This window comes from Streptomyces sp. MUM 203J (assembly GCF_022414595.1).
GTDB lineage: Bacteria > Actinomycetota > Actinomycetes > Streptomycetales > Streptomycetaceae > Streptomyces.
This window is the reverse complement of record NZ_JADWYO010000054.1, coordinates 1-19,978: the sequence shown is the minus strand read 5'-3', so window position 1 is coordinate 19,978 and position 19,978 is coordinate 1. Positions and strand designations below refer to the sequence as shown.

Below are 19,978 nucleotides of genomic sequence, written 5' to 3'. Positions count from 1 at the left end.
CCCGTGTCCCAGGAGGAACACATGAAGTGTCTGTTCATCCCCGGGGGAAGCCCCGCCACGATCTTCGGTCTCGTCCCGCTGGCCCAGGCGGTGCGCGGGGCCGGGCACGACGTCCTCATGGCCTCGACCGAGGACATGATGCCGGTCGTCACCGCGACCGGCGTCCCCGCCGTCGCGGTCACCCCGCACGACATCTGGCACTACATCACCAAGGACCGCGAGGGGAACCTCAAGGAGATCCCCGGCGACCTGGAGCGGCAGGGGCCGTTCGTCGGCCGCTGGTTCGCCCAGATGGGCGCCGACGGCCTGCCGGTCCTGCTCGACATCACCCGCGGCTGGCGGCCCGACCTCGTCGTCGGCGGGTCGATGTCGTACGCCGCGCCGCTCCTCGCCGCGCACCTCGGCGTCCCGTACGTGCGGCAGGCCTGGGACACCGACGACTCCAACGCCCAGGACCGGGGTGCCGAGGCCGAACTCCGGCCGGAACTGCGGGCCCTCGGCCTCACCCGGCTTCCGGAACCGGACCTGCGCATCGAGATCTGCCCGCCCGCCCTCACCCCGCCCGAGGCCCCACCGGGCCGGCTGATGCGATGGCGGCCCGGCAACACCCAGCGCGCCGTGGAGCCGTGGATGCTCACCCGCGGCGAGCGGCGCCGCGTGTGCGTCACCGCGGGCAGCCGGGCCACCCCGGAGCGCACGTTCACGTTCCTGCGGGGCCTGGTCGAGCAGATCGCCCCGCTGGACGTCGAGATCGTCGTTCCCGCCCCCGAGGAGCTCGCCGCCCGGCTGCGTGCCGAACTCGACGTGCGTACCGGCTGGATCCCCCTCGATGTCCTCGCCCCCACCTGCGACCTCGTGGTCCACCACGCGGGCGGCGCCACCACCATGACCGCCATGGACGCCGGGGTGCCGCAGCTGATCATCCCCGAGGCCGTCGTCTTCGACGCTCCCGCGCGGCGCATCGCCGACTTCGGCGCCGCCCTGACCATGTCCCCGGACGCGGCCACCCCCGAGCGGGTAGCCGCGGCCTGCGAGCGGCTCCTGAACGACCCGTCGTACAGCGAGCGCGCCCGGGCGCTGTCCCGGGAGATCGCGGCGCTCCCGCTGCCCGCGGAGATGGTCGGTGAGCTGGAGAAGCTCGCCGCGCGTGCTCCCGCCTAGGGGGAGTCCGAGCCTTCTCGCCCTGTCCCGCCGCCCGGCCGGGCAGGGCTTTCTGCTGCCCGCCTCGCCCCACCAACCCACCAGGAGACATCCGTGATCAATCTCTTCCAGCCGAACGTGGGCGAGGAGGAACTCGCCGCCGTCGCCGAGGTGTTCGACAGCCGCTGGCTGGGCCACGGTCCGCGCACCAAGGCCTTCGAGGCCGCCTTCGCGGAACACGTCGGCGTCGACCCCGAGCAGGTCGTCTTCATCAACTCGGGCACGGCCGGGCTCTTCCTCGCCCTGGAGGCGCTGGACCTGGCCGAGGGAGACGAGGTGGTCCTGCCCTCGCTCAGCTTCGTCGCCGCGGCCAACGCCATCGGCTCCACCGGCGCCCGCGCCGTGTTCTGCGACGTCGACGCCCGCACCCTCAACCCCACCGCCGAGGACGTCGAACGCGCCCTCACCCCGCGCACGAAGGCCGTGATCGTGCTGCACTACGGCGGCTACCCGGGCGACATCGTGCGCATCTCCGAGCTGTGCCGCGCCCGCGGCGTCGCCCTCGTCGAGGACGCCGCCTGCTCCCCCGCGTCACGCGTCGACGGCAAGGCCGTCGGCACTTTCGGGGACCTCGCCATGTGGAGCTTCGACGCCATGAAGGTCATGGTCACCGGTGACGGCGGCATGCTCTACGTACGGGACCGGGACCGGGCGGCGCGGGCCAGGCGGCTGGCCTACCACGGGCTCGCCCAGCCCAGCGGCTTCGGCTACGCCAAGGTCTCGCACCGCTGGTGGGAGCTCGACGTCCCGGAGATCGGCCGACGTGTCATCGGCAACGACCTGACGGCCGCGATCGGCTCCGTGCAGCTGCGCAGGCTGCCCGGGCTCGTCGCCCGCCGCAAGGAGATCGTCGACCTGTACGACCGGGAGCTGGCCGGCCTCGACGCGGTGCGGACCCCGCCGCCGCTGCCCGGGGGGCACGACTCCAGCTACTACTTCTACTGGGTCCAGATGAGCCCGGAGATCCGCGACGAGGTCGCGTCCGAGCTGTACGCGGCGGGCATCTACACCACCTTCCGCTACGCGCCCCTGCACAAGGTGCCCGCCTACCAGGCCGAGGACCAGGTGCTGCCCGCGTCCGACCGGGCCTCCGGCGAGACGCTCTGCCTGCCCCTGCACCCGGGGCTCACCGACGAAGACGTCCGTACCGTGGCCGCCGCTCTGCGCAAGGCCGTCGAAGCGCGCCACAAGTGACCACTCACACGAGGAGACTCCCCATGAAGGCTCTGGTGCTGTCGGGCGGTGCGGGTACCCGGCTCCGGCCGCTCAGCTACTCCATGCCCAAGCAGCTCGTCCCCATCGCCAACAAACCGGTGCTCGCGCACGTCCTGCAGAACATCAAGGATCTCGGTGTCAAGGAGATCGGCGTCATCGTCGGTGACTGGGCCCCCGAGATCGCCGATGTCATGGGCGACGGCGCGCAGTGCGGCACCCGTGTCACCTACATCCGGCAGGACCAGCCGCGGGGCCTGGCCCACTGCGTGGAGATCGCCCGCGACTTCCTCGGCGACGACGACTTCGTGATGTACCTCGGTGACAACATGCTCCCCGACGGCATCACCTCCATCGCGGAGGAGTTCCGGGCCAACCGGCCGACCGCCCAGGTCGTCGTGCACAAGGTGCCCGACCCGCGCGCCTTCGGCGTGGTCGAACTGGACGCCGAGGGCGGTGTCGAGCGTCTCGTGGAGAAGCCCCGGCAGCCGCGCAGCGACCTCGCCCTGATCGGCGTGTACTTCTTCACGCCCGCCATCCACGAGGCCGTCGCCTCGATCGAGCCCAGCGCCCGCGGTGAACTGGAGATCACCGACGCCATCCAGTGGCTCGTCGAGAACGGCGCCGACGTCCGCGCCAGCGAGTACGACGGCTACTGGAAGGACACCGGCAACGTCGACGACGTGCTGGAGTGCAACGCGCACCTCCTGGACCGGATGGACGCCCACATCGCCGGCGAGGTCGACGAGCACAGCGTGGTCGACGACCAGGTCGTCGTCGGAGCCGGTGCACGCATCGTCCGCTCCCGCGTCCGGGGTCCGGCGATCATCGCGGAGAACACCGTCGTCGAGGACAGCGACATCGGCCCGTACACCTCAATCGGCCGGGACTGCGAGCTCCGCTCCAGCACCGTGTCCGGCTCCATCGTGCTGGACCGGGCACGGATCTCCCACGTCCGCAACCTGCGCGACTCGCTCATCGGCCGTGACGCGACGGTCGGTACGGGCGAGCTGAACGTGCCCCATCACCGGCTCGTCGTCGGCGACTTCACCCGCGTCGAGGTGGCGGCATGAGGCTCCTGGTCACCGGCGGCGCCGGGTTCATCGGCTCCCACTTCGTACGCACCCTGCTGGACGGCGGCTACCCGGGCCACGAGTCGACCCGGGTCACCGTGCTCGACAAGCTCACCTACGCCGGCAACCGGGACAATCTCCCGGCCGCGCACCCCCGGCTGGAGTTCGTGCACGGCGACATCTGCGACCCGCGGCTGCTGCGGTCCCTGCTGCCGGGCCACGACGCCGTGGTGCACTTCGCCGCCGAGTCGCACGTCGACCGGTCCGTGGAGTCCGCCGCCGAGTTCGTACGGACCAACGTGGGCGGCACGCAGACCCTGCTCGACGCCTGCCTGGCCACCGGTGTGCGGCGGGTCGTGCACGTCTCCACCGACGAGGTGTACGGCTCCATCGCGGAGGGCTCGTGGACCGAGGAGTGGCCGCTCGCGCCGAACTCCCCGTACGCCGCCTCCAAGGCCTCGTCCGACCTGCTGGCCCGCGCCTACTGGCGCACCCACGGCCTGGACGTGTCCATCACCCGCTGCTCCAACAACTACGGCCCGTACCAGCATCCCGAGAAGCTGATCCCGCTGTTCGTGACCAACCTGCTGGAGGGCCTGCCCGTGCCGCTGTACGGCGACGGGCGCAACATCCGCGAGTGGCTGCACGTCGACGACCACTGCCGGGCCATCGCCCTGGTTCTGGACAAGGGCCGGGCCGGCGAGGTCTACAACGTCGGCGGCGGCAACGAGCAGACCAACCTGCACATCACCGAGCGACTGCTCGACCTGTGCTTCGCGGACGCCTCCATGGTGCGCAGGGTCGCGGACCGCAAGGGCCACGACCTGCGCTACTCGCTCGACGAGACCAAGATCAGGCGGGAGCTCGGGTACGCCCCGCGCATCCCCTTCGAGCAGGGTCTCGCGGACACCGTCGACTGGTACCGCGACAACACGCACTGGTGGAAGCCCGTCAAGCACCCCGGCGACGACGCCGGCACCCCGAGCCGAGAAGGGAACCGGTCATGAGCGACCACAAGGCCCAGGTCCTCGAAGCAGCCAGGAAGTACCACGAGGACGTCCGGAACAAGGCGCCCTTCGAGCCCGGGGTCACCGAGATCTGGCCGTCCGGCGCGGTGCTGGAGGAGGAGGACCGGCTGGCGCTGGTCGAGGCGGCGCTGGAGATGCGCATCGCGGCCGGGCCCAGCTCACGGAGCTTCGAGTCGCGCTTCGCCCGCCGGATGAAGCGCCGCAAGGCGCACCTGACCAACTCGGGTTCCTCCGCGAACCTCCTCGCGATGACGGCGTTCACCTCGCATCTGCTGCAGGACCGCCGGCTGAAGCCCGGCGACGAGGTGATCACCGTGGCCGCGGGCTTCCCGACCACGGTCAACCCGATCCTGCAGAACGGGCTCGTCCCCGTCTTCGTCGACGTCGAACTCGGCACGTACAACACCACCGCCGACCGGGTCGCGCAGGCGATCGGGCCCAGGACGCGGGCCATCATGATCGCGCACGCGCTGGGCAACCCCTTCGAGGTGGCGGAGATCGCCCAGCTCGCCCAGGAACACGACCTGTACCTCATCGAGGACAACTGCGACGCCGTCGGCTCGACGTACGACGGGCAGCTGACCGGCACCTTCGGGGACATCACCACGGTCAGCTTCTATCCCGCCCACCACCTGGCCATGGGTGAGGGCGGCTGCGTGCTGACGTCCAACCTGGCGCTGGCCCGCATCGTGGAGTCCCTGCGCGACTGGGGCCGGGACTGCTGGTGCGAGCCGGGCGAGAGCAACAAGTGCCTCAAGCGGTTCGACTACCAGATGGGCACCCTGCCCGCCGGGTACGACCACAAGTACATCTTCTCCCACGTCGGTTACAACCTGAAGGCCACCGACATCCAGGCGGCCCTCGGGCTCACCCAGCTCGCCAAGCTGGACCGGTTCATCGACGCCCGCAAGCGGAACTGGCGGCGTCTGCGCGACGGCCTGGACGGGCTGCCGCACCTGGTGCTGCCGGAGGCCACCCGGCGCAGCGACCCGAGCTGGTTCGGCTTCGCTCTGACCGTGGATCCCGGGGCTCCGTTCCGGCGGGCCGAACTGGTCGACTTCCTGGAGGGCCGCAGGATCGGCACCCGCCGGCTGTTCGCCGGCAACCTCACCCGGCACCCGGCCTACATCGACCAGCCGCACCGTGTCGTGGGCGACCTCACCAACAGCGACATCATCACCGAGCAGACCTTCTGGGTCGGCATCTACCCCGGGCTGACCGACGAGATGACCGACTACATCGTCGCGTCCGTCAAGGAGTTCATCGCGGCCCGCGGCTGATCCCGGACGATCCGGCGTCCCTCGTGGGCCCGGACCGTCCGGCCCGGCGTCCCCCGCGGACCCGGACCGTCCGACGCGCCCCGTCCGCCCACCCCGTCAGCCAGACCCTCCAGGAGCACGACATGCCGTCCACCCTCACCCCCGGGCCGCCGGCCGCGCCGTCGTCCACGCTGCGGCCGCGGTCCGACGCCTCGGTCGCCGTCCGGATCGCCCGCTCGGCCGCCGAGACCTCCGGTGCCCGGCTTCACACCGACGACTTCCCCCGGTGGCTCGACGAACGCCGCAGGGCCCACCGCTTCCAGGTCGACCGCATCCCGTTCGCGGAGCTGGACGGCTGGTCGTTCGACGACGCCACCGGGAACCTCGTCCACCGCAGCGGCCGCTTCTTCACCGTGGAAGGGCTGCACGTCACCACCGGCTCCGGTCCCCACCGCGCATGGCACCAGCCCATCATCAAGCAGCCGGAGGTCGGCATCCTCGGCATCCTCGTCAAGGAGTTCGACGGGGTGCCGCACTTCCTGATGCAGGCCAAGATGGAGCCCGGCAACCGCAACCTGCTCCAGCTCTCCCCCACCGTCCAGGCCACCCGGAGCAACTACACCAAGGTGCACAAGGGCGCCGACGTGAAGTACATCGAGTACTTCACCCGGCCCGGGCGGGGGCGGGTCCTGGCCGACGTCCTGCAGTCGGAGCACGGTTCCTGGTTCCTCCACAAGAGCAACCGCAACATGATCGTCGAAGCCGTCGGAGAGGTGCCGCTCTACGACGACTTCTGCTGGCTGACGCTCGGCCAGATCGGTGAACTGCTGCGCCTGGACAACGTGGTGAACATGGACGCGCGGACCGTCCTGGCCTGCGCCCCCCTCCCCGACGGCGACACCGGTGCCCTGCACTCAGACACCGAGCTGCTGTCCTGGTTCACCGCCGAGCGCTCCCGGCACGACGTGCGGGCCCGGCGCATCGCGCTCGACCAGGTGGCCGGGTGGCGCCGCGGCGAGTGGTCCATCGACCACGAGGCGGAACGGTACTTCCGCGTCGTGGCCGTCGCCGTCCAGGCCGGAAGCCGGGAGGTCACCGGCTGGACCCAGCCGCTGTTCGAGCCCGTCGGCCTCGGTGTCACCGCCTTCCTCGTCCGGCGTGTCGGGGGCGTGCCCCATGTCCTCGTCCACGCCCGTGTCGAGGGCGGCTTCCTGGACACCGTCGAAATGGGCCCCACCGTCCAGTACACGCCGGAGAACCACGCCCACCTGACGGGTGAGGACCGTCCGCCGTTCCTCGACCTGGTGCTCGGGGCGGACCCGTCCCGGATCCTGTACGAGGCGGTGCACTCCGAGGAGGGCGGCCGGTTCCTCAACGCGGAGAGCCGCTATCTCCTCGTCGAGGCCGACGAGGACCAGGCCCCGCTCGACGCTCCCCCCGGCTACCGCTGGGCCACCCCCGGCCAGCTGACCTCCCTGGTCCGCCACGGCCACTACCTGAACGTGCAGGCCCGCACCCTGCTCGCCTGCCTCAACGCCTCCGGGGTGCGCGCCTGATGGCTGCCGTACGCATCGGGGTGCTCGGCTGCGCCGACATCGCCCGGCGCCGCATGCTGCCCGCCATGGCGGCCGCGAGCGGCGTCGAGATCGCCGCCGTCGCGAGCCGCGACCCCGGCAGGGCCCGGGAACTGGCGGAGCGCTTCGGCACCCGCCCCGTGCAGGGCTACGACCGGCTGCTCGCCCGCGACGACGTCGACGCGGTGTACGTACCGCTGCCGGCGGCGCTGCACGCCGAGTGGACGGAGGCGGCACTGCGGGCGGGCAAGCACGTCCTGGCGGAGAAGCCGCTGACCACCGACCCCGCCGCCACCCGCCGGCTCGTCGAGCTGGCGGGGCGGTCGGGGCTCGCCCTGATGGAGAACGTCATGTTCGTCCATCACTCCCAGCACACGGCGGTGCGCCGGCTGGTCGCCGAGGGCGCGGTCGGTGAACTCCGCGCCTTCCACGCGGCCTTCACCGTGCCGCGACTGGCCGACCACGACATCCGGTACCGCGCCGACCTCGGCGGCGGGGCGCTGTGGGACACGGGTGTGTATCCGCTGCGCGCGGCCCTGCACTTCCTGGGTGACGGTCTCCGTGTCGTCGGCGCCGCCCTCGGCAGCGGGCCGGGCCTGGCCGTGGACACGGCCGGTGCCGCGCTGCTGACCACCCCGGACGGAGTGAGCGCCCAGCTCTCCTTCGGCCTGGACCACGCCTACCGCTCGCGGTACGAGATCTGGGGAAGCCAGGGCCGGATCACCGTCGACCGCGCCTTCACCCCGCCCGCCGACGCCGCGCCCCGGATCGTCCTGGAGACCAGCACGGGCAGCGAGGACGTCCGCCTCCCCGCCGACGACCAGGTCGCCCGTACCGTCGCGGCCTTCGCGCAGGCCGTCCGCACCGGAGCCGCACCGGACCCCGTGGTCCTGCGGCAGGCCGCACTGGTGCAGGCGGTACGCGAACGGGCCGCCGCCTGAACCCCCAGCGTCCCCGACCCGACCCCACACATCCCCGGGAGCACCCCATGGCATCACGCGCCGCGACCGACGAGACCGGTACGCGCTCCGACCAGGTCGCATCGCTCGTCGCCCGGCTGAGCGAACTGGCCGACCGGCTGGAGATCGGGGATCTCGTCAACCGCTACGTCGTCGCGCTGGACCGGGCCGACGAGCCCGGTTACGACGACTCCTGGTACCGCACGGTGTTCACCGAGGACGTCCGGTTCGCCTTCCCCATCGGTGTCCACCGGGGCGTCGAGGGCTTCGCGGAGTTCCAGCGGGCCGCGAAGGCCCGGTGGGCCAGGACCCACCACCTGTGCGGGAACGAGATCATCGAACTGGACGGCGACCAGGCGCGCGTGCGGGCCCACCAGGTGGCGACGCACCTCCACCACGGCGGGGACGCCGGGGAGCCGTTCGTGGTGAGCGGGTACTACGACGCCCGCGCGGTACGCACCACGGACGGCTGGCGGTTCGACGAGCTGGCCTTCCACGTCGTGTCGGCCGTCGGCAGACCGCTGCCGACGATGGCCGGCGTCGCGTTCTGACCGCACGGGGCACCCGGCGGGCGGGAGCGGCGCGGCTCCGCTCGCACGGAAGGAGAGACCAGAGTCATGAACGGCACCGTCCCGGTCCACCGGCTGGTCCGGCGGCGCGTCACCCGGTGCGTGCGCGCCGTCAGGCCGCGGCGGTGGGCTCCGCCGGCTCCGCCGGGAAGGCTCCCGCAGCCGCGGCCGTCGCGATGAACGAACCGGCCAGCTCGGTGAGGCGGGCGGCCCCCTCGGCGCCCAGCCGCTCGTACGGAGCCCGGTCGAGCCGGTCCGTCTCGGCCTCCAGGTCCGCGCGCATCCGTACGCCCCGAGCGGTGAGCCGGCCCTCGCCGTCCATCAGCCCCCGGTCGCGGAGCCGCCGCTCGGCGCCCGCCCAGTCCTCCTCGGTCCAGCCGTGCCGTTCCATGACGAACTCCTTCGGCAGGCCGTCGCTGCTCGCCGTGTGCGAGACGAGCGCGTCCAGACCGAGCACCCCGGCCGCGGTGAGCGCGGCGACATGTCCGTCGCCCCGGTACTCGCGCAGCAGCGTGGCGGCGTGCCACAGCGCGAGGTGCGGCTCGTCCGGTGCGGGATGGTCGGCGTGGGCCGCGTACATCGGCCGTCCCCTCCGGCCGCACGCCCCGGCCGCCCGGAGTGCGAGCGCCGCGGCCTCGGTCATCTCCGCGGAGGCGACGGTCTCGTCGCCCAGGTGGCGTCGCAGCAGAGCGTCGACGGCCCGCAGGCGCAGGGTGAGCACGGTGCCGGGATCCACCCGCCGCCAGAGGGCCGGCAGGTGGCGGGCGATCAGCTCGTGCTTGAGCCCGTTGAACGAGGCCGTGACCGGTCCCGCGCCGACCGCGCCCCACGGCGCGGCCCGGCTCGCCAGGTAGACCGCGGCCGGGTCGTCGACACCGTACGCGGCCAGTTCCGCACCGAGATCGGGCGCGAAGTAGACCATCGCGTGCACCGAGTTGAGCATGTCCGCGCAGCGCGGTCCCGCGCCGCCGGGCAGTGGGGTCATGTCCATGCAGGGACGCTACTGAGCCGCATGTCAGGGGTGGGAAGGATCTCCTTGAAGAAAACTGAGACCGACGTCCGAGAAGAGTCAGACACCGCGAACGGGTACGCCGCCGGGAACGCGGCCCCGGCCGGGGCCGGTCTCGCGCACGCGGATCAACGCCGGGTCCGCGAGATCGTCCTGGATGCCGGCGGCATCCCGATCTCCGGCCTGCTCGCGGAACCGGACGCACCCGCGCCCCGCGCCGTGGTGGTCGCCCTGCACGGCGGCGGCATGCGTGCCGGGTACTTCGACAGCCGGGCCCGCCCGGGCCTGTCGCTGCTGGAACTCGGAGCGGCCCTCGGCTACACCGTGCTGGCCCTCGACCGGCCCGGCTACGGCCGGTCCGCGGCCGCGCTGCCCGCCGGGCAGACGCTCGCCGACCAGGCCGACACCCTGCACCTCGCCCTGGCGGCGTTCGCCCGCGACCACGAGCTGGGCGCCGGCGTCTACGTCGTGGCCCATTCCAACGGCGGCAAACTGGCACTGCGGGCGGCGGCACACGAGCACGGCGCCGACTGGCTGGGACTGGACGTCTCGGGCCTCGGCAGCCGGTACGCGGTGGACCTGCCGCAGCTGCCCGGAGCCGATGTGCGCGGTGCGTGGCGGCGGCACTGGGGAGCGCTGCGGCTCTACCCGCCGGGCGCCTTCGCCCTGGGGCGTGCGCTGGTGGCGCCCGTGCCCGCGCTGGAGGCGGAGGAGCTGCCCCGGTGGCCGGAGCTGTACCCGGACATCGCCGCCGGGGTCCGTCAACCGCTCCGGCTCACCTTCGCGGAGCAGGAGCAGTGGTGGTGCCACGACGACCGGTCCGTACGGGAGATGACGGACCTGCTCGCGACGCGCAGGGTCACGGTGGCGCGCCAGCGCCATGCCGGGCACAACATCAGCCTCGGCTGGGCGGCCCGCAGCTACCACCTGCGAGCGCTCGCGTTCCTGGAGGAGTGCCTCCTGGCGCGCGAGGCCTCGGGCGCACCGTCCCCGGCCCGGCGGAGCCTAGGGAGCCATGAGCCTGCGGGGACCCGGGCCCTGGGCGCCGAGCCGGTCGTCCGGGTTGGCGAGCGCGCACGTGCTGAGGGACATGCAGCCGCAGCCGATGCACGCGTCGAGCTGGTCCCGTAGGCGTTCGAGCTGCCGGATACGGCTGTCGAGATCCTCCTGCCAGTAGCGGGAGATGCAGGCCCAGTCCTCGCGGGTGGGTGTGCGGTCCTCGGGCAGCAGTCCGAGGGCGTAGCGCACCGTGGCCAGCGGGATGCCCAGCCGCTGCGAGACCCGCACGAAGGCGACGCGGCGCAGGACGTCCCGGCTGTAGCGGCGCTGGTTGCCGGACGTACGGCGGCTTCTGATCAGTCCCTCACGCTCGTAGTAGCGCAGCGCCGAGGCCTGGACGCCGCTGCGCGCGGCCACCTCACCCACCGTCAGTTCCGGCCCGCTGAAGGACGTCTGAGACATACGCCTCACAGTAGCTTGACTTCAACCTTGGTTTAAGTCGGAGAGTCGACCCATGGATCCGAACACCACCACCCAGCGCTCCGTCGAGTTCGTTCTCGACCTGATCTGCGTCCACTCCTACATCGCGTTCACCCGGTTCTCCCGGGCCGCGCAGCGCTTCCGCGACTCCGGCGGGCAGGTCGACGTGACCTTCCGCCCCTTCCAGATCGCCCCCGACGCGCCGGCCACCGGACGGCCGCTGTTCGACGTCCACAAGGAGGCCTTCGGCGAGGACACCGCCCGCGCCATCGCGGAGGACACCTCCTTCGGCGCCGAGGACGGACTGGACATCCGGTTCGAACGTGCCGTCCACACCAACACCCTCGACGCGCACCGGCTGGTCGCCGCCGCCGCGTCCCAGGGAGCGGCCGAGGCCATGGCCGAACGTCTCTTCCGCGCCTACATGACGGAGGGGCTGAACATCGGCGACCCCGCCACCCTCGCCCGGCTGGCCTCCGAGGTCGGGGTCGAGCCGCCCGAGGACGGCGCGTCCGCGGTACGTGCGGAGATCGACCGCATGCGGCGGCTCGGTGTCACCTCCGTGCCGCTCGTGCTGGTCGACGACGGCCCCGCCATGTCCGGCGCGCAGCCGGAGGACGCCTATCTCAAGGCCCTCGCGACACCCCCCGCCCCAGCCCGCGGCTGAAGCGGTCCGCCCCCTGGCGGGTGTGCCCGGTCCGACCGGGGGCACCCGCCTTCCGTGTTCCCGCCCAGGAAAGGTCGTCCCACGTGATCTCCGCACTGCTCGACCCCGAGGCCGTCCGACTCGACGAGACCGTCACCGCACCGCCGGTCCTGCTCGCCGGGGAGGACCACGAGGAACCGGCCGACCCGCACATCGTCCGCGGCATCGACTGACCGCCGCGGGAACACGAGCGCGCCGACCGGGACGAGCACCACGGCGCCCGAGCACGAGGAGCCGGAGTGAACCTCCTGAGGCGGACGTTCGAAACCCTGACCATCCGCAACTTCCGGCTGTTCGCCGCCGGTCAGCTGCTGTCCGTCACCTGCACCTGGATGATGATCATCGCCCAGGACTGGCTGGTGCTGTCCCTGTCCGGCGACTCCGGAACCGCGCTGGGCGTGGTCACGGCACTCCAGTTCACCCCCATGCTGCTGCTCACCCTGTACGGAGGCCGGCTCGCCGACCGGCACGACAAGCGCCTGTTGCTGATCGCCGCGAACCTGGCGTCCGGGGCGCTCGCCCTGCTGCTGGCCGTGGCCACCCTGACGGGCGAGCTGCGGCTGTGGCACCTCTGGGTGTTCGCGGCGGCGCTGGGCACCGTCAACGCGGTGGAGGCGCCCGCCCGCATCGCGTTCGTGGGCGAGATGGTCGGTCCCGCGCTGCTGCCGAACGCCTCGGCGCTGAGCGCCGCGTACTTCAACGCGGCGCGGGTCGTGGGGCCCGCCCTGGCCGGGCTGCTGATCAGCCGCTTCGACGCCGGGCCGGTGATCGTGCTCAACGCGGTCAGCTACCTGGCCAGTGTGCTCGCGCTGGTCCTGATGAATCCGGCCGAACTCCACCGGGGCGCCGGGCGCCCGAGCCGGGCCGGTGTCATGGACGGTCTGCGCCATGTGGGAGCGCGTCCCGATCTGCTGCTGACCCTGGTGCTGGTCGGCGTGATCGGCATGTTCGGGTTCACCTTCCAGCTGACCCTGCCGCTGATGGCGAAGACGGTGTTCCACGCGGACTCCGCCTCGTTCGGCCTGCTCGCCAGCGCGCTGGCCGCGGGGTCCCTGCTCGGCGCGTTCGCCGCCACGGGCCGGCGGAGCCGCCCGTCCGCGGCCCTGGTCATCGGCACCGCCGCCGCCTTCGGACTGCTGGAGACCGCCTCCGGGCTGGCTCCCGGCTACCCCGTGGCGCTGCTGCTCCTGGCCGGTACCGGCTTCGCGATGATCTCCTTCGCGCAGGCCGCCAACCACCGGCTTCAGCTGGGCGCCGACCCCCGCTACCGGGGTCGTCTGATGGCCCTCTACACCCTGACCGTCCAGGGCTCCACACCGGTGGGCGCGCTGCTCGTCGGCTGGCTCAGCGAACACTGGGGCGCCCGCGCCGGTCTGTCCGCCGGAGGCATGGTCTCGCTCGCCGCGGCCCTGCTGGCCCTGGCCGCCCACCGGCGCGGGGCCGCCAGGGCGGCAGCCCCCGGGCCCGGCAGTCCCCCCGTTCCGGCCGAGGCCGCGGGCCCGCCGAGCCGGGTCACCGGATCACCGGTTCCGCGGCCGCACGACCGGGACGCGGCACCGCCGGTCTGAGGCCTGGCCGGAGCCCTGCGGCACCCGCCTCCCGGCCCCCTCGGCGGCTTCGGGCCGGTCGTGCGGTCCGGAGCCACCACGCCCGCCCCGCCCCGGGGGCGAGTGCTACGGGTTCGGCCGGCTCCGTGTCCCGGCGATCACGGCGACGACCGGGCGGACCTGCTCGTACCCGGCCAGGGGACACGCGGGCGGGCGGCCTCGGGGCGCCGGACCGGCCGGGCACACCTCCTGCTCCGGATGCGACGGTCCGCGGTGCCGCTGCGGGCGGACCGCGCCCGCTCCCCGCTCCTGCTTCGACACATGCCAATATGGACCGGTGCCGCCTGCGAAGGGCGCCGCACCCGGCGGGCTGTGACGGCCCCGCGGCCCCTTGCCGCCCGCCGCTGGCCGAGCGACCCATGACCGGGGAGGAGTCCGAGCCCACCGTGCAGACGTTCAAGGCCCTCGGCGACCCGATCCGGCTCCGCCTCCCCTCCGCCGTCGCGTGCCACGCGGGCGCGGATGCGCGCGCGAGCGGCGCCTCCCGAAGTCCAGACGGCCCTTCGAGACCTCGTCGACGCGGATGCGCGCGCGAGCGGCGCCTCCGGTGCCGGGGGCCCGCAGTCGGCCGTCTCACGGCCCCCGGAGAGACCCGGGGAGGCCGGACTGCCCGGCTCCGGGCGGCGCGGCGCCCGGGGCCTCCACCACGCCGAGCCGTCCGCCCTCGCCGCGACGGGCACCCGTCTCACCGGCGCCGCCACGGCGGCCCGGCCCCCGCGACCGGAGACCACGCACATGTGCAGCGCCACCACCCGCCCGTCCGGCACACGCGTCGTGCCGATGACCGCCGAGCACGCCGAGCAGGTCCTGGCGATCTACCAGGCCGGGATCGACGGGGGCGACGCCACCTTCGAGACCGCCGCACCGGACTGGAGCGCCTTCGACGCCGCCAGGCTGCCCGCCCACCGGTTCGCCGCGCTCGACGAGCGCGGCGCCGTCGCCGGCTGGGTCGCGGCCACCGCGGTGTCCGACCGGTGCGCGTACGCGGGAGTCGTCGAGCACTCCGTGTACGTCCACCCCCGCGCGCGCGGGCGCGGGGTCGCGTCCGTGCTGCTCACGGCACTTGTCGAGTCCACGGAGGCCGCGGGGATCTGGACGATCCAGTCCGGGATCTTCCCGGAGAACGCCGCCAGTCTCGCCGTACACCGGCGCGCCGGATTCCGGGTCATCGGCACGCGGGAACGCATCGGCCGCCACCACGGCCGCTGGCGTGACGTCGTGCTCGTCGAACGCCGCAGCCCCGCCGTCAGCTGACGAGCAGCTCCGCGATCTCGCGGGCGGCCCGGCGAGCCGGGCGGCCGACGCCGATGAGGGTGGCGGAGGCGGGGCCGGTCCAGTCGCCGTAGCCGAGCAGATGCAGGCGCGGTTCGGCCAGGACCCGGGTGCCGCGCATGGGGATGCGCCCGCGAGGGCCGCGCAGGCCCAGCGGGGCGAGAGGGGAGAGCGCGGGCCGGAAGCCCGTGCACCAGATGACCGCGTCGGCGTCCGCCGTCGAGCCGTCGGCCCAGGCCACGCCCGTCGCGGTGAGGCGGTCGAACATGGGCTGCGCCTTGAGCAGCCCGGCCTCCCGCGCCGCCCGTACGGGTGGTACGGCCACGATGTCACCGAGCGACGCGACTCCGCCAGTGTCGGTACGGCCCTCGTCGAGCGCGCGGCGCCGTGCGGTGGCCACGTCGAAGAGGACGCGCCCGTCCACGTCGTCCGGCAGGAAGCGCGGTTCGCGCGGGGTGACCCAGATCAGGTCGGCCGCGCCGGCGAGGTCGGCGGCGATCTGCGCCCCGGAGTTGCCGCCCCCGACGACGATCACCTTCCGCCCCGCGAAGTCGCGCGGCCCCCGGTAGTCGACCGTGTGGAGCTGGACCCCGGCGAAGTCCTCGCGCCCCGGTACGGAGGGCAGGAACGGGCGGCTCCAGGTGCCCGTCGCACACACGACCGCCCGCGCCCGCCAGGTGCCCGCGTCGGCCTCCACCCGCAGCGCGGCGCCGTCACGGTGGACGCCTTCGACCCGTACGGGCCGGTGCACGGGCAGCTCGTACCGCCGCTCGTACTCCCGCAGATACGCGACGACATGCGCCGCTTCCGGGTACGTCTGCGTGGGCTGCGGCGGCATCATCCACCCCGGCAGCGAGGAGTACGCGGCAGGGGAGAACAGCCGCAGGGAGTCCCAGGCGTGCCGCCAGGCACCGCCCGGCGCCTCCTGCGCGTCCAGGACGGCGAACTCCACTCCCAGGCGGCGCAGATGGTAACCGGCGGCGAGCCCGGCCTGCCCGCCGCCGATCACCACCACGTCGAGGGTCCCGCTCACGCGGGCCTGCCGCGCAGGAAGATGACGGCGACCAGCCCCAGCCCCACGACCGCACCCGCCAGTTGGGCCAGAACGAACGCCGGGACGGAGGACGGGGCGATACCCGCGAAGGTGTCCGTGAAGGCCCGGCCGACCGTCACCGCCGGGTTGGCGAAGGACGTGGACGAGGTGAACCAGTAGGCCGCGCCGATGTACGAGGCGACCGCGACCGGCGCGAAACGCAGCCGGTCGGTACGGGCCAGCCCGAAGATCAGCAGGATCAGCCCGGCCGTGGCGACGACCTCGCCCAGCAGCAGGTTCCCGGCCGACCGGTCGTGCGTGGACCAGGTCACCAGGGGCCGCCCGAACATCGCGTCCGCCAGGATCGCGCCCGCGATCGCGCCGGTGATCTGCGCAGGCACGTAGACGCCCGCCTCGCGCGCGGTGACCCCGGAGCCGCCGCGCCTCCCGGTCCACCACTCGGCCAGGGTGACGGCCGGGTTGAAGTGGGCGCCCGAGACCGGACCGAGCAGCGCGATGAGCACGCCGAGCCCGAAGACGGTCGCGGTCGAGTTCGCGAGCAGTTGCAGGCCCACGTCCCGGGTCAGTTCGGCGGCCTGGATCCCGGAGCCGACCACCACCGCGACCAGGGCTCCGGTACCGACCAGTTCGGCGGCGGCCCGTGCCACCAGAGGCGTACGAGGAGCGCCGCCCGGCGCGGGTCCGGCTGCGGGTATGGCGGCAGCCGAGGCGGTCTCGGTGCTGGCGGTCAAGAGGAACTCCTCGTTCAGGGGGCGCAGGCCCGCTTGTTGTCGGCGGCGGAGGAGGCGCGAGCGGTCTCGGCCAGCTCCGCGAACTGCCCGGCCAGCACGGCGATGACCTCGGGCCTCAGCCGGTAGTAGGTGAAGCGGCCGCACGGCTCGGTCTCCACGACTCCGGCCTCGCGCAGCACTCTCAGATGGTTGGAGAGGTTGGTCTGCCGGGCACCGGTCTCCTCCACCAGGTGGGTGGTGCAGAGGGTCTCACGGGCGAGCAGGGTCACGATCCGGAGTCTGAGCGGGTCGGCCAGGACTCGGATGAGCTCAGCATCGACTGACGTCATCATGGGCTGATACTGTCACATCAGCGGTGACTGACACCACTGGACGGTGACACGTGCCGCGCGTCCACCCCGTACGGCAAGAGAGGCCGCGATGCCCGACCAGCCCTCCGTGCTCTTCGTCTGCGTGCACAACGCCGGGCGCTCCCAGATGGCCGCCGCATGGCTCGCCCACCTGGCCGGGGACCGCGTCGAGGTCCGCTCGGCCGGTTCCGCCCCCGCCGGCCAGGTCAACCCGGCCGCCGTCGAGGCGATGCGCGAGGTCGGCATCGACATGTCCGCCGAGACGCCGAAGATCCTGACCGTCGACGCGGTCAGGGCCTCCGATGTCTGCATCACCATGGGCTGCGGCGACACCTGCCCCGTCTTCCCCGGCAAGCGCTACCTCGACTGGAAGCTCGACGACCCGGCAGGCCAGGGCGTCGAGGCGGTCCGCCCGATCCGCGACGAGATCAGGAAGCTGGTGGAGGGCCTCATCGAGGAGATCGCCCCGGAGTCCTCACCGGGCGGGCGGTGAGCGACAATCGGTCGGGGCATCGCTCCGACCGGACCGGCCCACCCACCTGAGAGGCCCAGCACGACGGTGAACCTCGACCTCGTCGCACTCGACGACCCGGTGGGCGCGTCGCTCGGCGGCCATCACAGCCATCTCGCCCGCCGCGTCGGCCGGGCCGCGACATACCTGCCGGACGTGGCGACCTTCGTCTCGGTCTCCACCGAACCCGGCCCGGCGGAATGGGACGACCTGGCCCGGCTCCTCGGCCCGGGCGGGTTCGCCGACATGTTCAGCTGCCCGGCGACCCCTCCGCCGGACTGGGAGCCGGTCTTCACTCTCGAAGGCCGCCAGATGATCTGGGCGGGAAGCACGCCCACCGGCCCCCCGTCCGCCGGGCCCCGGGACGAGGTGGCCGAACTGGACGCGGACAGCGTGCCCGAGATGCTCGGCCTGGTCGCGCGGGCCCAGCCGGGCCCGTTCTGGCCACGCACCCACGAGCTCGGCACCTACCTCGGCGTCCATGACGGCGGCACGCTGGTGGCCATGGCGGGAGAGCGGCTGCGGCCTCCGGGATGGACGGAGATCAGCGCCGTCTGCACCGCGCCCGAGGCGCGCGGGCGCGGGTACGCCGCCCGCCTGGTGAGTGCGCTGGTCACACGCATCCTGGGCCGAGGGGAGCGCCCGTTCCTGCATGTGGCCGAGGCGAACTCCGGCGCGATCGCGCTCTACGAGCGGCTCGGCTTCGTCACCCGCAAGCCGGTGACCTTCCGCGGCTTCCGCACCCCCTGACGGCCGACGGCGGGTGACGCCGCACGTGACGCCCGTACCCCGCGGGCCGGTCCGCGCTGCCCGCTCGGCGGACCGGCGTCCGGCGGGTCACTCCGGGGCGCGGCTGCGGCGGGCGTAGGCGCGGGCCGCGCGGGCGCGGTCGCCGCAGCGGGTGGAGCACCAGTGACGGCGGCCGTGGGTGCGCAGGAGGAAGCGGTCGCAGGGCGCGGACCCGCAGGCGGCGAGGAGCTCCCCGTCCGGGCCGGTGAGCAGGTCGGCGGCGTCGGCGGCGAGCGTGGCCAGCGCGTGGTTCACGGCCTGGTCGGTGGGGTGCGCCTGCACGCGGTGCGGCCCCCGCGGCCCGTCCCAGGCGAGCAGCGGAGCGGTGGGCAGCGCCGTGAGCGCGTCGTTCACCGCCCGCAGGGACTGCTCGGGCGGTGCGGAGCCGTCGACCCGCGCGGCGAACACGGCACGGATGTGATCGCGCAGGGTGCGCATCCGCAGTGTGCACACCTCGTACAACCGCACGTCGGAAGCGGTCAGTTCCTGGGCGGCGAGCCAGCGCATGGCGGATCCGGGGGTGGCCAGCAGGTCGTACCCCTGGCCCGCGGGCAGTGTCGCGGTGGTGTCCGCGAAGTCCAGCGAGCGGTACCGGTCCGCGCCCGGGGCGGGCGGCAGAACGGCCTGCGTGGCGTCGGCCACCGCGGTCTCCTTCATTCCCTCATGGTAGCGCTTGCCTTTTTCCGTGATGCCTGCCTAGCCTGAGCCGCATCACGGAAAACTTCCACTCCATCCGTGAGAAATGAGGAGTGACGAGCATGTCCCCGCACCACGCCGAGCAGTTCCCGGTCCGCGCCCTCGGCGGCCCCACCGCCGTCTTCGCCTACGGCGGCCTGCGCTTCCTGACCGACCCGACCTTCGACAAGCCCGGCGACTACACCGAGTCCGGGGTGACCCTCTCCAAGACCGCCCCGTCCGCCGCCGCCCCGGACGACCTCGGCCCCGTCGACGTGGTCCTGCTCTCGCACGACGAGCACGCCGACAACCTCGACACCTCCGGCCGGGCCCTGCTCGCGACCGTCCCGCTCACCCTGACCACCCCCGGCGGCGGGCAGCGCCTCGGGGGGAACGCGAAGGGCCTGGCCGACTGGGAGTCCGTCGAGCTGAAGCGCCCCGACGGCGGCACGGTCACCGTGACCGGGGTCCCCGCGATCCACGGCCCCGGACCGCGCGAGGCCATCGAACCGGTCACCGGACAGGTCGTCGGCTTCGTCCTGACCGGCGAGGACCTGCCCACGGTGTACGTGAGCGGCGACAACGCCCAACTCGCCCTGGTCGAGCAGATAGCCGAGCGGTTCGCCCCGGTGGACACCGCCCTCCTCTTCGCCGGAGCACCCCGCTTCCCCGTGCTCTTCGGCGGCGCGACGATCGTCCTGGACAGCGCCCAGGCCGCCGAGGCCGCCCGCATCCTGGACGCCCGCCGCGTCGTCCCCGTCCACTACGACGGCTGGGCCCACTTCACCGAGGGCCGCGACGACATCCGCGCCGCCTTCACCGCCGCGGGCCTGGCCGACCGCCTGGACTGGGGCCGGGACGCCTGAGCCCGCCGGGCGCCCGGCGCCCGGCGGGGCGCCCTCCGGTCCGGCGGCTCAGGAG

Annotated in this window: 21 protein-coding genes and 1 pseudogene; 16 read left to right on the top strand and 6 right to left on the bottom strand. The window is 73.3% G+C overall.

Annotated elements, in window-relative coordinates:
- The first annotated feature begins 21 nt into the window (after positions 1–21).
- The 8 genes from I3F58_RS22880 (at position 22) to I3F58_RS22845 (ending at position 8,856) form a co-directional block, all read left to right on the top strand.
- Positions 22–1,161 (top strand): nucleotide disphospho-sugar-binding domain-containing protein, encoded by a 1,140-nt coding sequence (locus I3F58_RS22880; RefSeq protein ID WP_240110542.1) that lies wholly within the window; start codon positions 22–24, stop codon positions 1,159–1,161.
- Positions 1,162–1,254: 93 nt separating this feature from the next.
- Positions 1,255–2,394, top strand: coding sequence for a DegT/DnrJ/EryC1/StrS aminotransferase family protein (locus tag I3F58_RS22875; RefSeq protein ID WP_240110541.1), 1,140 nt, complete (start codon positions 1,255–1,257; stop codon positions 2,392–2,394).
- 23 nt (positions 2,395–2,417) lie between these two features.
- Complete coding sequence (locus tag I3F58_RS22870; RefSeq protein WP_240110540.1) at positions 2,418–3,485, top strand: glucose-1-phosphate thymidylyltransferase; 1,068 nt, start codon at positions 2,418–2,420, stop codon at positions 3,483–3,485.
- The gene (rfbB, locus tag I3F58_RS22865; RefSeq protein ID WP_240110539.1) at positions 3,482–4,492 is read left to right on the top strand and encodes a dTDP-glucose 4,6-dehydratase; all 1,011 of its coding nucleotides are present in this window, start codon (positions 3,482–3,484) and stop codon (positions 4,490–4,492) included. The genes I3F58_RS22870 and rfbB overlap by 4 nt, the downstream gene beginning before the upstream one ends.
- Positions 4,489–5,793: a lipopolysaccharide biosynthesis protein RfbH gene (gene rfbH, locus I3F58_RS22860; protein WP_240110538.1), complete on the top strand. Its 1,305-nt coding sequence runs from the start codon at positions 4,489–4,491 to the stop codon at positions 5,791–5,793. The genes rfbB and rfbH overlap by 4 nt, the downstream gene beginning before the upstream one ends.
- A gap of 122 nt (positions 5,794–5,915) precedes the next feature.
- Complete coding sequence (locus I3F58_RS22855; RefSeq protein WP_240110537.1) at positions 5,916–7,328, top strand: NDP-hexose 2,3-dehydratase family protein; 1,413 nt, start codon at positions 5,916–5,918, stop codon at positions 7,326–7,328.
- A complete protein-coding gene (locus tag I3F58_RS22850; RefSeq protein WP_240110536.1) occupies positions 7,328–8,287 on the top strand; it encodes a Gfo/Idh/MocA family protein in 960 nt (319 codons plus the stop codon). The genes I3F58_RS22855 and I3F58_RS22850 overlap by 1 nt, the downstream gene beginning before the upstream one ends.
- Positions 8,288–8,334: 47 nt before the next feature.
- Positions 8,335–8,856 (top strand): nuclear transport factor 2 family protein, encoded by a 522-nt coding sequence (locus I3F58_RS22845; protein WP_240110535.1) that lies wholly within the window; start codon positions 8,335–8,337, stop codon positions 8,854–8,856.
- A gap of 130 nt (positions 8,857–8,986) precedes the next feature.
- Here I3F58_RS22845 and I3F58_RS22840 read toward each other — a convergent pair whose 3' ends face one another.
- A complete protein-coding gene (locus tag I3F58_RS22840) occupies positions 8,987–9,865 on the bottom strand; it encodes a hypothetical protein (protein WP_308355059.1) in 879 nt (292 codons plus the stop codon).
- A 165-nt stretch (positions 9,866–10,030) separates the two neighbouring features.
- Here I3F58_RS22840 and I3F58_RS22835 point away from each other — a divergent pair.
- A pseudogene (locus I3F58_RS22835) lies at positions 10,031–10,894 on the top strand (alpha/beta hydrolase); the annotation flags it as partial.
- On the opposite strand, the gene soxR reads toward I3F58_RS22835, so the two are convergent.
- Positions 10,889–11,344 (bottom strand): redox-sensitive transcriptional activator SoxR, encoded by a 456-nt coding sequence (gene soxR, locus I3F58_RS22830; RefSeq protein WP_240110534.1) that lies wholly within the window; start codon positions 11,342–11,344, stop codon positions 10,889–10,891. The pseudogene I3F58_RS22835 and the gene soxR sit on opposite strands and share 6 nt — an antisense overlap.
- A 52-nt stretch (positions 11,345–11,396) precedes the next feature.
- On the opposite strand from soxR, the gene I3F58_RS22825 reads away from it, so the two are divergent.
- The 4 genes from I3F58_RS22825 (at position 11,397) to I3F58_RS22815 (ending at position 14,929) form a co-directional block, all read left to right on the top strand.
- Complete coding sequence (locus tag I3F58_RS22825) at positions 11,397–12,029, top strand: DsbA family protein (RefSeq protein WP_240110533.1); 633 nt, start codon at positions 11,397–11,399, stop codon at positions 12,027–12,029.
- An 83-nt stretch (positions 12,030–12,112) separates the two neighbouring features.
- On the top strand, positions 12,113–12,241 hold the full coding sequence (locus I3F58_RS29460) for a hypothetical protein (RefSeq protein WP_275678837.1): 129 nt from the start codon (positions 12,113–12,115) through the stop codon (positions 12,239–12,241).
- A gap of 66 nt (positions 12,242–12,307) precedes the next feature.
- A complete protein-coding gene (locus I3F58_RS22820) occupies positions 12,308–13,636 on the top strand; it encodes an MFS transporter (RefSeq protein WP_308355057.1) in 1,329 nt (442 codons plus the stop codon).
- 774 nt (positions 13,637–14,410) lie between these two features.
- Positions 14,411–14,929: a GNAT family N-acetyltransferase gene (locus I3F58_RS22815; RefSeq protein ID WP_240110564.1), complete on the top strand. Its 519-nt coding sequence runs from the start codon at positions 14,411–14,413 to the stop codon at positions 14,927–14,929.
- Here the strand turns inward: I3F58_RS22815 and I3F58_RS22810 are convergent.
- Genes I3F58_RS22810 through I3F58_RS22800 form a run of 3 tightly spaced genes read right to left on the bottom strand, consistent with a single transcriptional unit; the run spans position 14,922 to position 17,064 of the window.
- Positions 14,922–15,980 carry an ArsO family NAD(P)H-dependent flavin-containing monooxygenase gene (locus tag I3F58_RS22810; protein ID WP_240110532.1) on the bottom strand — a complete coding sequence of 353 codons (1,059 nt, stop codon included), beginning with the start codon at positions 15,978–15,980 and terminating at the stop codon, positions 14,922–14,924. The genes I3F58_RS22815 and I3F58_RS22810 overlap by 8 nt on opposite strands.
- Positions 15,977–16,732, bottom strand: a complete 756-nt coding sequence (locus tag I3F58_RS22805) for an MIP/aquaporin family protein (RefSeq protein ID WP_240110531.1) — start codon at positions 16,730–16,732, stop codon at positions 15,977–15,979. Before I3F58_RS22805 ends, I3F58_RS22810 begins: the two co-directional genes overlap by 4 nt.
- A 14-nt stretch (positions 16,733–16,746) precedes the next feature.
- A complete protein-coding gene (locus tag I3F58_RS22800; RefSeq protein WP_240110530.1) occupies positions 16,747–17,064 on the bottom strand; it encodes a metalloregulator ArsR/SmtB family transcription factor in 318 nt (105 codons plus the stop codon).
- An 88-nt stretch (positions 17,065–17,152) separates the two neighbouring features.
- On the opposite strand from I3F58_RS22800, the gene I3F58_RS22795 reads away from it, so the two are divergent.
- Positions 17,153–17,575 (top strand): arsenate reductase ArsC, encoded by a 423-nt coding sequence (locus tag I3F58_RS22795; RefSeq protein ID WP_240110529.1) that lies wholly within the window; start codon positions 17,153–17,155, stop codon positions 17,573–17,575.
- Between the two features lie 66 nt (positions 17,576–17,641).
- Complete coding sequence (locus I3F58_RS22790) at positions 17,642–18,343, top strand: GNAT family N-acetyltransferase (RefSeq protein WP_240110528.1); 702 nt, start codon at positions 17,642–17,644, stop codon at positions 18,341–18,343.
- An 87-nt stretch (positions 18,344–18,430) separates the two neighbouring features.
- On the opposite strand, the gene I3F58_RS22785 is transcribed toward I3F58_RS22790, so the two are convergent.
- Entirely contained in the window at positions 18,431–19,039 is a 609-nt protein-coding gene (locus I3F58_RS22785) for an ABATE domain-containing protein (RefSeq protein ID WP_240110527.1), read from the bottom strand.
- A 101-nt stretch (positions 19,040–19,140) separates the two neighbouring features.
- Between I3F58_RS22785 and I3F58_RS22780 the strand changes: the two genes are divergently transcribed.
- Entirely contained in the window at positions 19,141–19,923 is a 783-nt protein-coding gene (locus I3F58_RS22780) for an MBL fold metallo-hydrolase (protein WP_240110526.1), read from the top strand.
- Positions 19,924–19,978 lie beyond the last annotated feature (55 nt).

Coding starts and splice junctions, on each gene's coding strand:
- I3F58_RS22800 (WP_240110530.1), bottom strand. CDS start 17,064: ATGATGACGTCAGTCGATGCTGAGCTCATCCGAGTCCTGGCCGACCCG.
- soxR (WP_240110534.1), bottom strand. CDS start 11,344: ATGTCTCAGACGTCCTTCAGCGGGCCGGAACTGACGGTGGGTGAGGTG.
- I3F58_RS22845 (WP_240110535.1), top strand. CDS start 8,335: ATGGCATCACGCGCCGCGACCGACGAGACCGGTACGCGCTCCGACCAG.
- I3F58_RS22815 (WP_240110564.1), top strand. CDS start 14,411: ATGTGCAGCGCCACCACCCGCCCGTCCGGCACACGCGTCGTGCCGATG.
- I3F58_RS22840 (WP_308355059.1), bottom strand. CDS start 9,865: ATGGACATGACCCCACTGCCCGGCGGCGCGGGACCGCGCTGCGCGGAC.
- I3F58_RS22870 (WP_240110540.1), top strand. CDS start 2,418: ATGAAGGCTCTGGTGCTGTCGGGCGGTGCGGGTACCCGGCTCCGGCCG.
- I3F58_RS22785 (WP_240110527.1), bottom strand. CDS start 19,039: ATGAAGGAGACCGCGGTGGCCGACGCCACGCAGGCCGTTCTGCCGCCC.
- I3F58_RS22795 (WP_240110529.1), top strand. CDS start 17,153: ATGCCCGACCAGCCCTCCGTGCTCTTCGTCTGCGTGCACAACGCCGGG.
- I3F58_RS22855 (WP_240110537.1), top strand. CDS start 5,916: ATGCCGTCCACCCTCACCCCCGGGCCGCCGGCCGCGCCGTCGTCCACG.
- I3F58_RS22880 (WP_240110542.1), top strand. CDS start 22: ATGAAGTGTCTGTTCATCCCCGGGGGAAGCCCCGCCACGATCTTCGGT.
- rfbH (WP_240110538.1), top strand. CDS start 4,489: ATGAGCGACCACAAGGCCCAGGTCCTCGAAGCAGCCAGGAAGTACCAC.
- I3F58_RS22825 (WP_240110533.1), top strand. CDS start 11,397: ATGGATCCGAACACCACCACCCAGCGCTCCGTCGAGTTCGTTCTCGAC.
- I3F58_RS22780 (WP_240110526.1), top strand. CDS start 19,141: ATGTCCCCGCACCACGCCGAGCAGTTCCCGGTCCGCGCCCTCGGCGGC.
- rfbB (WP_240110539.1), top strand. CDS start 3,482: ATGAGGCTCCTGGTCACCGGCGGCGCCGGGTTCATCGGCTCCCACTTC.
- I3F58_RS22850 (WP_240110536.1), top strand. CDS start 7,328: ATGGCTGCCGTACGCATCGGGGTGCTCGGCTGCGCCGACATCGCCCGG.